The organism is Oscillibacter sp. UBA6647 (assembly GCA_002455655.1).
Taxonomy (GTDB): domain Bacteria; phylum Bacillota; class Clostridia; order Oscillospirales; family Oscillospiraceae; genus Oscillibacter.
The window spans coordinates 1-10,882 of record DKLF01000041.1; the positions used below are offsets into that span (position 1 = coordinate 1).

Sequence of the window (10,882 nt, forward strand, 5' to 3'; positions counted from 1 at the left end):
AAGAATGGATTCCACAATATTGCCGATTTTGCTGTTAATCATATCGACAAGGGAAGTTAAGCTATCCAGCAGCTTCCCTAAGAATGCTTTCACGACTTCAAGGAACCCGTCTGTAATGGAGCCAAGCAGCTTTCCCAGCTTGTCCCAAATGCTTTCCTTGTCGGGCTGCTCTCCGGGATTCTCACCACCGCCGCCATTCGTGCCATAATAATAATTATAAATATTCGTGGTATTGGAAGAATCCGTATACGTTACTTCTGCGGATTCGTCTCCATGAACGATGGTATAGGTACTGCCGTCCGTAGCAGTAATGGTATAGGTACGGGTTTCATAATCATATTTCCAACTGGAAGCGGTTGCCGTGGTTCCCGTGGCAGGATTGTTGATGATATTATTGGTTTCATCGAATAAGTAAATGTTTTCTGCCTGCGTCATGGAGCCGTTATCACCGGAGTAGAAATAATCTCCGCAGAGAGAGCCGGTACGGGTTTCGGGGGAAACATCGGTGGAACCGGCAGCGGCTTCAAAACCACCGGTAGGGTACTCCATGCGGCAAGCGCCGGAAACGGTAAACGGGCCAGATGTAGAAGACGGAGCAACCCACAAAAATGCAAAACCATAGGTTGTGCCAGCAGTTAAATCATAAGAAAGAAAACTTTCACCAGAATCAGCGACAGCAACATTTGAAAAAGTTATATTTGAACCATTAAGTTGTAAGCGAAAACCACTTAAAAGAAAAACAGATTTATTACTGGTTGACCAAAAACCGGTAAATTTATATGTACCAGAAACAGGAGCAACAAAAGAAGATGAACACATAATAGCGGCTTCATCATTTAAACGAGAAACTGTACCAGAATAAGTAAATGTGCTGCCTGATGCAAAAGTATAAGAAACATTTTCGCCAGCGGTAGAATTATAGGACGCATGATCCGACCAGTTGCCCAGATAAACACAGTTGTCGCCTACTGTTGAAGTCCCTAAAACGTCCTTTACGGTGGTTACATAGTCTGTATAGGCGGTGTCGGGGTCGTCGGAGCCAAAAAGAGTTTTCCACCAATTAGAAATGTTTTCTTTCGCAAAATTCAAAGAAAAATAGTCCCAAAATGTAGAACCATCTACGGCAGACGCAGGAACAACCATAATAGAAAAGCAGATGACAAATACTGTAAACAATGCTACAATACGTTTTGAGAAAGTATTCACCAGAAAGGCACCTCCCGAAAGAAAGTGAGGATAATGAAAAAATGAATAACGCTGCAAAAGTCGTATGGATTTTATTTACAATCCTAATATTTCTTATAGGGATATGGCCCCTAGGACTAATCAGCATAATAATAGGAATAATGCAGTGGAAAAAATCACGCGAGAGAACACAAAAAAACGAAAAGGAAATCGAAATTTATAAAACCGCAGCCGAAGTTGAACACACCTTAAACAGAGAGAGGGATAGCGAAAATGAAATTTATTATCGGTGAAAACGGCTGGTCGTGGCTGGAAAGAATCACATACCGTGGAGCAATCGGCCTGTTTTATGACAGCACCTTGGGAGGGGTTCTAACATATCTGATTTTTGGGACTATGTGCATTCTTGCAGTAGTTGGGCTTATTACTGTGCTCAAATTACTGTTTTTCCGAAAAAAGAAAATCAGCCCAGAAGAAAAATGGCTGAAAACCGGAAAATTCTAACCGTAGAGGACAGGCCTAGGGTCTGTCCTCTTTTTCGTTATCAAGCAGATCATCAGAATTTTTGGGCCGTTTCATATCCCAAAGCACCACCCATACGAAAAAGGCCAGACCGCCGACACAGCCTATCACATGGAGACAGCCGACGAGCCAAAGAACAAAATTCATTGCATAATAGAGAAACGTTTCACCGCTCATTTTAATACCTCCGGTCTTTGCGGCCCTGCGCCGCACGTTTTACCAGCATAAAAAGCCCCAGCACCGCCGCCATCAAAAAACAGGCCAAAAAGAACGCAAATACCGGCACACCCAGCATGGCCCGAAGCACAGCGTCAAACAGACTTAAAACGCCGGTCAAATAATCGGTCATGAAAATTACCTCCAAAAAGAAAATGGGGGTTCAGGAAATCCCCGAACCCCCACGCCGGGGAATTAGTGGCCCTTGGACGCGCCTTTAATACTCTTGAACACGGACACGCCAACACCAATCAAAGAAACTGCAAGGAACAGGGTCAGCAGAGGATTGCCCGTCATGAGTTCCCACACGTTACCCATCAGAGTGGTGAGCGTGGAAGTCGCGGACAGGACAGCAGACAGACTGGTTGTACTTTCAAAATTACCCCCTTTCTTTTTGAAGTTATGGTTGCGGGAACAGGATTCGAACCTGTGTTTCCGGGTTGAAAGCCCGGCGAGCTAGTCCACTACTCTATCCCGCCATATCTGTAACACAATCCACCACCGCAGCCAGCAGGCCTGGGACGGAGAACTGTGTTACATTAAAGGGAAATTGCAGGAGGAATAAAATAGAACGTTTCATCTTCCTGCTGTGCATTGCTCTTGCCGTTAAAATAGAAATCCACTCTGTTTGCAAGTGCATCGAATTTATGCCGCTGAATCACCAAATCGTATTTTGGGTTTTTCATGGTTTCCCGCTTTTCAATCATGCTTTCAAATTCTTCAATGCCGTACATTTTGATACAGGCATCAATGGCGTTTCCTGCCTGATTGACCACATTCCGCTTGCAACGCTCCTCGTTGTACTCCATGCCCGGAGCTTGATAAATGCTAATGCGTTCCGCAGCACCTACTAGAGCGGCCCAGTAATTTGTCATGGGCCAGCGCCACTTGTTCGCGTCCTCTGCCGGTTCTATGTAGCGGAGATAGTTCAGAAGCACCCCGGCAAAAGCTTGTCCAATGGGGAGCGGGATTTTTGTAAACTGTACCGCCCTATCATCCCGAAGCTGAATTTCAACACGAACCCAATGCACGTCGGAGGAATAGCCACGCTCTGCGGCTTTGTCATAAATGCGTATCAGGACTTTGCTTTGGGGACTGCCAATCTGCACGGTGGAGCCTTTGCTGGAAAGCACCGTTTCCCAATAGTCCGACTTGCTGATATACATACCGCATTGCGTGTCGTTGACAATCTGCCGAATATTTAAAAGGCCGGTGTGATCATCAAAGGCCACGTCAAGGCGGGTTATTTTCAAAGTGTTATCACGAATGAACTTGAAAAGACTGTCCCAGCCGACGTTTGAAAGCGATTCAAAAGTACGGCATCCTTGCCCGGATAGTTCCACCCACACACCCATATCAGCACGGCCATTGTAATGAATGCTGATGCAGGAAAAGTATTTTCTATCCTTGTAACCCCGTGCGCCTTTTGTCTCTGTCCATGGAACATGGGAAAGACCCAGCGCCGATATTAACGTGTCAGGGCTATGGACTTTGCTGGTGAATGAAAGCCAGTCATACAGGACAATGTTTTCCGCTGTCATGCTATCCACCCTAGAACGCCCCCTAAGCTTCTATTGTAGGTAGTGCCCCCCTGTTAGCGGGGGGGGGGGGCACGGTGCGGGGAGCTACCCCGCACCGCTTTATTTGGGCCGCAAAGCGCGCTTACGCCTTGTTGACAGGTACCATGTAGGAAATCTTCTTGCGGGAATCGAAATAGCACTGAACGCGCGTACCGGGCTTAATGTCCTTCCAAATGGTGGGAGAACCGCAACCATACTTGACGGCCTTTTGACCGCCAAAGTGATAATCGTTGTTCTCCGTGCCGTTGAAGTCCTCCAGCATGAACACGTTACAGTAATCTTTTGTTTCCCCACTGTCAGTCTGGAACCTGCCGTAGCTAAAACCTACAAACGTCTTTTCTTCCATGGAATGTACCTCCATACATAATTGACCGGTTGGTATCCGGTTATAAAATATGGACAAGCGGACATTCCATAAGCTGGAAACCGCTTGTCCAAGTACATATTAAAACTTGCCCAATCGGGCTGTTTTTAAATATTTCTTGACATTTGACCCCTTTCCTGTATAATAATAGGGCTTGCAGTCTGCAAGCATATCCTTGCCCCCATCCTTGAATGGGGGCCATATGTCCAAAAGGAGGTGCAAAAATGGCAAAAATTACCGCCAATTACGAGGTCGTCTACATTATCGACCCTGCACGCAGTGAGGAAGACACCGCCGCTCTGGTGGCGAAGTTCAAAACCCTCGCCGAGCAGAATGGCTCCAACGTGGAAGTCGAGGAGTGGGGCAGCCGCAAGCTGGCCTATCCCATCAGCTTCAAAAACGAGGGCTACTACGTGCTGATGACGTTCAACAGCCCCGCGGCTTTCCCCCGGGAGCTGGACCGTATTCTCGGCATTACGGACGGCATCATGCGTTCCCTGATCGTCTGCAAGGGCGAATAAGGGGGCAGGATATGCTCAATAAGATTATCCTCATGGGCCGTCTCACCCGAGACCCCGAGCTGCGCCGCACAGGCAGCGGCACCGCCGTGACTTCCTTCTCTCTGGCCGTGGATCGGGACTTCAAGTCCCAGAGCGGCGAAAAGGAGACGGATTTCATCGACATTGTCGCCTGGCGCACCACCGCAGAATTTGTGAGCAAATACTTCACCAAAGGCCGTATGGCCGTTGTGGAGGGCCGCTTGCAGCTTCGCGACTGGACCGACAAGGAGGGCGGCAAGCGCCGCTCCGCCGAAGTCGTGGCCGATAACGTGTATTTTGGGGATTCCAAGCGCGACGGAGAGTCCGGCGGCGGTTATCACGCTCCGGCCTACGGTGCGCCCGCCGGAGGACATGCTCCGGCCCCCGTGGACGCCCACTCCGATTTTGCTGAGATCGGGGAAGAAGACGGCGAGCTGCCGTTCTGACCGTCTGTCAGCGCCATTTTTGTAAAAGGAGGAATTTATCATGGCTTATGATCGTGATTCCAGACCCTCTCGTCCCATGAACCGGAACAAGCGCCGCAAGGTTTGCCAGTTCTGCGCGGACAAGACGGAGTTCATCGACTATAAAGACGCCTCGAAGCTTCACCGCTTCATCTCCGAGCGGGCCAAGATTCTGCCCCGCCGCACCACCGGCACCTGTGCCATGCATCAGCGCGAGCTGACCGAGGCCATCAAGCGTGCCCGGCAGATCGCTCTGCTGCCCTACGTCACGGACTAAGACCTCAAGTGCTTTCCGTGGCCGGGATTGATTGAATAAGTGCCATTGTCTTCGGGCAATGTGTCAAAAAACCGGCTTATGCCGGTTTTTTGCATGATACGCCCATTTTCTGTGGGCAAGGCAAGAGGCTGAGGAAGTAAATTCCTCAGCCTCTTTCATTTCATATTTACCCCGATTGCAGGAATAACATATAAAGCCGCAAACCGTCAAGGCGATTCAACCCCACTTCGGCGGGATGTCGCTTCCCATTGCCCGCATATTTACGGAAATCAGGCTTCCTCGAGCTAGGCAAACAATGAAAAATTCCCGGCGCTTCGCGTCGGTTTTGGTTTTTTCCTGTTTTTATTTTGCTTCCGTCAGGTCCAGCGAATAGCCGCAGAACTGGACAGAGGCAATCTGTTCCACATTCAGCGGTGCGTTGAATTCCAGCGTCACCTGCGCGCTGCTCCCGGATGCGTCACTCCCGCTGCCCACGCCGCAGAACAGCCACGGGCCGTCCAGTACCCTTCCGTCCTTCAGCGTCACGGAATAGTCGGTAAAGCCAAACCTATCGGCCGCAGGCGTTTCCGAGGAAAAATACAGGTTCATGGAAAGAGGCGAATATTGAACGCGCTCCAGAAGATACTCCGTCCCGCTGATGATATAGTTTTCTCCAACCGGCGCCGTGCGGGCGTATTTTCCGCCGTCCTCCAAGGGGATATTCAATGTCCAGTCCCCCGTGTGCAGCATCGTATCCTCCGTGTCCCAACTGGTTTTAACCAGATTGTGCAGCTCCAGCGTATAGATTCCCGCCTCGATGGTTTCGGTGCTGTTGGTGTTGAAAATCAGGCAGAACTGATTGCTTGCCAGCTCCAGCCCCAGTTCCTCCCCCGTATACTGGTAGCTGCTGCCGTAAACCGTGGCGTTGTCCGTGATGCTTCCATCCATGTCGCCAAACATAGCCTGCCACAAAACATCCCCATTTTCGTCCTTCTTCAGAACGGTGTCCAACTGCTTGCAGGTTACCCGCAGGGCGGTCATGGACATGTAACCGCCGGATACCGCGTCCAGCAGTTCAACGCGCAGCTCGTCCGTCTCCAGAATGATACCCAGAGCCGCGCCGTCCGTTTTGGCAAGCTGGGACATGTCGGCGACACCGGCGTCCAGCCCCAGCTCCTGCCCGAAAAAGTCAAACATATGGGTGAAAAACACCCCGCCTGTCAGGGAATACGCCAACGCGGAGCCGCCCAGCAGGGCCGCAGCGGCGGCCGCCATCACCGCCCGCGTCATATGCCTTCTTCTGACACGCACCTCGCCGGGGCTTGCAAACGCACCATTTTGAGAGGGTTCTTCTCTGTCCCGCAAATACCGGCGGCAGTAACCCTTCGGGTCCGCCAGCATCCGCTTGAGGCGACGGCGCTGCCGCCAGGACATCCGGGGAGTTTCCTCGCTCTCCAAAGCCTGCTCCCAGTCCTCCCGCAGGGCCTCCATCAAAGCTGTTGTCAGGTTCTCATCCAGATTTAGCTTACTCACAGACGTACCCCTCCTCTTTCATGGACTCAATCAGCATCTGCCGCCCCCGCGCCACGCGGGTTTTTACCGCGCCCTCGCTGATGTGCAGCTCCCGGGCGATCTCCGCATGGCTCCACTCCGTCAAAAACCGCAGCTCCAGTACCCTGCGATAGGTGTCGGGCATTTTGCGGATAATCTCCACCAGTGCACGGAAGCCGCCCTCTTCCGCAGGCACGGCGGGCACCTGCCTCTGCACTTCTTCATCCATTGGCAAATCCCGCCTCTCCTTTCGTAAAAGGTCCACCGCGGCGTTTTTCGTCACCGTCACGACCCAGTAAATCCGCCGTTCCTCCGGTACTGCCTTTAAATCGTCAAAATGCTGGATGATCTTCAAAAACGCGTCGTGAACCGCGTCCTCCGCCTGCGCTTGCGAGGGCAGAATCTGCCGCGCCACACGCATCATCCTGTTGTAAAACTGCTGATAGACCATGGCAAACAGTTCCCTGTCGCAATCCTCGTCCATCACCATAAAACAAATCGGCAGCAAGCTTCTCCCCCTTTCCGCGTTTTCTCTTTGTCACATAGACGTGCCGGATGTCCAAAACGTAACATCGCAAAGAAAAAACATTTGCCTTTCTTTCGACAATGAGCCGCCGGTTCTGCGCTTGGCAGAGCCGGCGGCCCGGTAATTATTTCTTCAGCGGCTTCTTACCCGCGCCACTTCCAGTCGCGGATTTCCGGAAGGTCCTCGCCGTATTCCCGGATATACTGGCCGTGCTCCACCAGCTTGTCGTTCATCTCCTGAATGAGATGGGCGCTGCGTCCCGTCAGCTCCGGCAGATAGCGCAGGACGTTTTTCACCAGATGGAACCGGTCCACCTCGTTCTGTACCCGCATATCAAAGGGAGTGGTGATCGTCCCCTCCTCCTTATAGCCATACACATGGATGTTGCGGTTGTGGCGGCGGTAGGTCAGCTCGTGAATCAGGGTGTGATAGCCGTGGAATGCAAAAATGATGGGCTTATCCACCGTAAACAGCGCGTCATACTCCGGGTCACTGAGCCCGTGGGGATGCTCTGCGGCGGGCTGGAGCTTCATCAAGTCCACCACGTTGACCACCCGAATTTTAATGGACGGCATCCTATCCCGCAGAATGGTCACCGCCGCCAGCGTCTCCAGCGTCGGCGTATCGCCGCAGCAGGCCATCACCACGTCCGGCTCGCTTCCCTGATCGCTGCTGGCCCAGTTCCAGATGCCAACACCCTGCGTACAGTGCTTCACAGCCTGCTCCATGGTCAGCCACTGGGGCCGGGGATGCTTGCTGGTCACCAGCACGTTCACATAGTCCCGGCTCTTGATACAGTGGTCGAAGCAGCTAAGCAGGCAGTTGGCGTCCGGCGGCAGGTAAAGCCGCACCACGTCAGCCTTTTTGTTGGCGATGTGGTCCAAAAACCCCGGGTCCTGATGGGTAAAGCCGTTGTGATCCTGCTGCCAGACATTAGAGGAAAGAATCAGATTCAAAGAGGAAATCGACTCTCTCCAAGGCAGTTCGTTGCAGGTTTTCAGCCACTTGGCGTGCTGGGCGCACATAGAGTCCACGATACGGATAAACGCCTCATAGCTGGCGAAGAAGCCATGCCGCCCGGTAAGGAGATACCCCTCCAGCATTCCCTCGCACATATGCTCGGAGAGCATGGAATCCATCACCCGCCCGTCGGCGGCAAGGAATTCGTCTCCTTCCACCGTAACGCTGTTCCAGCTTCGGCCCGTGACCTCGAACACCTTGCCAAGGCGATTGCTCATGGTTTCGTCCGGCCCAAAAATACGGAAGTTCTTCGCGTCGGCGTTCAGCCGGAAGGTATCCCGCACATAGCCACCCAGCTCGATCATGTCCTGCGCTTCCACCGCGCCGGGGGCGGGGACCTCCACCGCGTAGTCCCGGAAATCCGGCAGTCGCAGGTCCCGGCGGAGCTTTCCGCCGTTGGCGTGAGGATTTGCACCCATGCGGCGCCCACCCTCCGGGGCAAGCGCCTCAAGCGCGGAAATCAGCCGCCCACTCTCGTCGAACAACTCCTCCGGACGGTAGCTCAAAAGCCATTCTTCCAGCATCTTGAGGTGCTCCGGTTTCTCCATGGAGATGGGCACCTGATGAGCACGGAAGGTTCCCTCGACCTTTTTTCCATCCACTTCCTTGGGCCCTGTCCAGCCCTTGGGGGTCCGCAGCACGATCATAGGCCACGCTCTGGAAGTCGTCTCCCCGGCCTTGGCGGCTGCCTGAATGGCCTGAATCTCGGCCATCACCGTATCCAGCGTGTCCGCCATCAGGCGGTGCATGGTCATGGGGTCGTCTCCCTCCACAAAGTGGGCCTTCCAGCCGCAGCCCTTGAAATAGCTGTCAATCTGCTCATGGCTCATCCGGGCAAAGAGAGTGGGGTTGCTGATTTTATAGCCGTTCAGATGAAGGATAGGCAGCACTGCGCCGTCGGCGGCGGGGTTCAAAAACTGGTTGCCAAGCCACGAGGTCGCCAGCGGGCCTGTCTCCGCCTCGCCGTCGCCCACGGTGACGGCGGCGATCAGGCCAGGGTTGTCAAACACCGCGCCATAGGCGTGGGACAGGCAATAGCCCAGCTCGCCGCCCTCGTTGATGGAGCCCGGGGTCTCCGGGGCCACATGGCTTGCGATGCCGCCGGGGAAGGAAAACTGCTTGCACAGCTTTTGCAGACCCTCCATATCCCGGCTCACGTTGGGGTACACCTCGCTGTAAGTCCCCTCCAAATAGGTGTTGGACACGAAGAAGTTGCCCCCGTGACCCGGCCCGGAGAGAAAAATCATGTCCTGATCGTACTGCTTAATGATGCGGTTCAGGTGGACGTACACGAAGTTTTGCCCGGGGACAGTGCCCCAGTGGCCCACAATCTTCTTTTTTATCTGATCCGCGCGCAAAGGCTCCCGCAGCAGGGGATTCTTCAACAGATAAAGCTGCGCCGCGGACAGGTAGTTTGCCGCCCGCCAATAGGCGTCCATCTTTTTCAGGTATTCCTCTGTCAACGGCTGTTTTTCCATGTATTCGCTCATACTGAAACCTCCATTCATTCATGCCGCCCTTGCGGCTCTTTCTCATGTTGGCCCATCGGGCACAAATTGTTATGCACACATCATTTAGATGGTCATTCCAAGTTTTCTCCGGGGATCGCCTTTAATACAGCTTCGCGGGGCTTCCCACCGGTTAAATCAGGGCCGCGCCGCCCCACCTTCGTAAGTCCGAAGTCCTGTCTTTACCGCAGTGCGTCCAACTCCGAGATGTCAAACCCTCTGTACTCCCGTTCCCACAGCAGGGCCTGCACTTCCTCCAATGTGGGGAGGGACGGCATGGCTCCTATCCGGGATACGGTGATGGCGGCGGCGTGGGCGGCAAAGGCCAGCGCCTGCTCTCGGGGCAGCCCTGCGGCCTGCCCGGTGCAAAAAGCCGCCACAAAAGAGTCTCCGGCGGCGGTGGGATCCTTCACCTCGGACATTTTCACGCAGGGGGTATAGGCAATTTCGCCGGAGCCTGCCACGACGGAGCCGTTTTCACCCAGCGTAATCATCACGTTTTCCACTCCACGGCGGAGCAGCGCCGCCGAAACCGCCTCCACGTCTCCCCGGTCAACGCCGCGTTCGTCCACCCGCAGGGGTAGGCCCGTGAGGAGCGCTGCCTCGTGCTCATTGGGCGAAAGGTAGGTGACGCAGCGCAATAGTTCCTCCGGAAGCACCGCCGCCGGGGCGGGATTCAGCATCACGGGTACTCCCGACGCCTTGGCGTACTGCGCCACAGCCACATTGATCTCTATGGGAATCTCAAGCTGAAGCAGCACCAGATCAAAGTACCCGATTTCGTCTTTCAGCCATGCAACCTGCTGGCAGGTTGTTGAATAGTTTGCCCCGGGAACCACCGTAATACGATTTTGCACGCCGTTTTCCGTGACCTCCAGAAGAATGTGAGCAATGCCGGTGGCTTTGGCTGGGTCGGTCAGCACCCGGCTCACATCCACACCCGAGCGCTCTGCCGCGCCAAGCAGTTCACCACCGAAAGCGTCGTCTCCCACCTGTCCCACCATAGTGACTTCCGCGCCTAAGCGGGCGCATTGAACCGCCTGATTCGAGCCCTTTCCCCCGGGCGCAGTACGAAAATCGGTCCCAATGACCGTCTCTCCCGCAGACGGCGCTCTGGGCGTGGACGCAATCAAATCCATCATAAAGCTGCC

At 53.8% G+C, this 10,882-nt stretch carries 13 protein-coding genes and 1 tRNA gene; 4 read left to right on the forward strand and 10 right to left on the reverse strand.

What is annotated here, in order from left to right:
• Positions 1 to 1,206, reverse strand: a 1,206-nt coding sequence (locus B2W96_RS03375; protein WP_293008551.1) for a hypothetical protein, incomplete at its 3' end; no start/stop codon positions are given.
• Positions 1,207 to 1,458: 252 nt separating this feature from the next.
• Here B2W96_RS03375 and B2W96_RS03380 point away from each other — a divergent pair.
• Positions 1,459 to 1,689 carry a hypothetical protein gene (locus tag B2W96_RS03380; protein ID WP_293008553.1) on the forward strand — a complete coding sequence of 77 codons (231 nt, stop codon included), beginning with the start codon at positions 1,459 to 1,461 and terminating at the stop codon, positions 1,687 to 1,689.
• Positions 1,690 to 1,704: 15 nt separating this feature from the next.
• On the opposite strand, the gene B2W96_RS03385 is transcribed toward B2W96_RS03380, so the two are convergent.
• From B2W96_RS03385 to B2W96_RS03405, 5 genes are all read right to left on the reverse strand, one after another.
• Positions 1,705 to 1,884 (reverse strand): hypothetical protein, encoded by a 180-nt coding sequence (locus B2W96_RS03385; protein WP_293008555.1) that lies wholly within the window; start codon positions 1,882 to 1,884, stop codon positions 1,705 to 1,707.
• A gap of 1 nt (position 1,885) precedes the next feature.
• The gene (locus B2W96_RS03390; protein WP_293008557.1) at positions 1,886 to 2,056 is read right to left on the reverse strand and encodes a hypothetical protein; all 171 of its coding nucleotides are present in this window, start codon (positions 2,054 to 2,056) and stop codon (positions 1,886 to 1,888) included.
• 270 nt (positions 2,057 to 2,326) lie between these two features.
• A tRNA-Glu gene (locus tag B2W96_RS03395) sits at positions 2,327 to 2,403 on the reverse strand.
• A 59-nt stretch (positions 2,404 to 2,462) separates the two neighbouring features.
• Positions 2,463 to 3,464 carry a replication initiation factor domain-containing protein gene (locus B2W96_RS03400; RefSeq protein WP_293008575.1) on the reverse strand — a complete coding sequence of 334 codons (1,002 nt, stop codon included), beginning with the start codon at positions 3,462 to 3,464 and terminating at the stop codon, positions 2,463 to 2,465.
• A gap of 121 nt (positions 3,465 to 3,585) precedes the next feature.
• Entirely contained in the window at positions 3,586 to 3,849 is a 264-nt protein-coding gene (locus B2W96_RS03405) for a hypothetical protein (protein WP_293008559.1), read from the reverse strand.
• A 242-nt stretch (positions 3,850 to 4,091) separates the two neighbouring features.
• Between B2W96_RS03405 and rpsF the strand changes: the two genes are divergently transcribed.
• Genes rpsF through rpsR form a run of 3 tightly spaced genes read left to right on the forward strand, consistent with a single transcriptional unit; the run spans position 4,092 to position 5,147 of the window.
• Positions 4,092 to 4,388, forward strand: coding sequence for a 30S ribosomal protein S6 (gene rpsF / locus B2W96_RS03410; RefSeq protein ID WP_293008561.1), 297 nt, complete (start codon positions 4,092 to 4,094; stop codon positions 4,386 to 4,388).
• 11 nt (positions 4,389 to 4,399) lie between these two features.
• Positions 4,400 to 4,852 (forward strand): single-stranded DNA-binding protein, encoded by a 453-nt coding sequence (locus B2W96_RS03415; protein ID WP_293008563.1) that lies wholly within the window; start codon positions 4,400 to 4,402, stop codon positions 4,850 to 4,852.
• Positions 4,853 to 4,892: 40 nt separating this feature from the next.
• Entirely contained in the window at positions 4,893 to 5,147 is a 255-nt protein-coding gene (gene rpsR / locus B2W96_RS03420; RefSeq protein ID WP_293008565.1) for a 30S ribosomal protein S18, read from the forward strand.
• Between the two features lie 342 nt (positions 5,148 to 5,489).
• Here the strand turns inward: rpsR and B2W96_RS03425 are convergent, their stop codons facing one another.
• The 4 genes from B2W96_RS03425 to B2W96_RS03440 form a co-directional block, all read right to left on the reverse strand.
• A complete protein-coding gene (locus B2W96_RS03425) occupies positions 5,490 to 6,659 on the reverse strand; it encodes a hypothetical protein (RefSeq protein WP_293008567.1) in 1,170 nt (389 codons plus the stop codon).
• Entirely contained in the window at positions 6,652 to 7,185 is a 534-nt protein-coding gene (locus B2W96_RS03430; protein WP_293008569.1) for an RNA polymerase sigma factor, read from the reverse strand. Before B2W96_RS03430 ends, B2W96_RS03425 begins: the two co-directional genes overlap by 8 nt.
• Before the next feature lie 161 nt (positions 7,186 to 7,346).
• A complete protein-coding gene (locus B2W96_RS03435) occupies positions 7,347 to 9,713 on the reverse strand; it encodes a phosphoketolase family protein (protein WP_293008571.1) in 2,367 nt (788 codons plus the stop codon).
• A gap of 200 nt (positions 9,714 to 9,913) precedes the next feature.
• Positions 9,914 to 10,882, reverse strand: a 969-nt coding sequence (locus B2W96_RS03440) for a ribokinase (RefSeq protein ID WP_293008573.1), incomplete at its 5' end; no start/stop codon positions are given.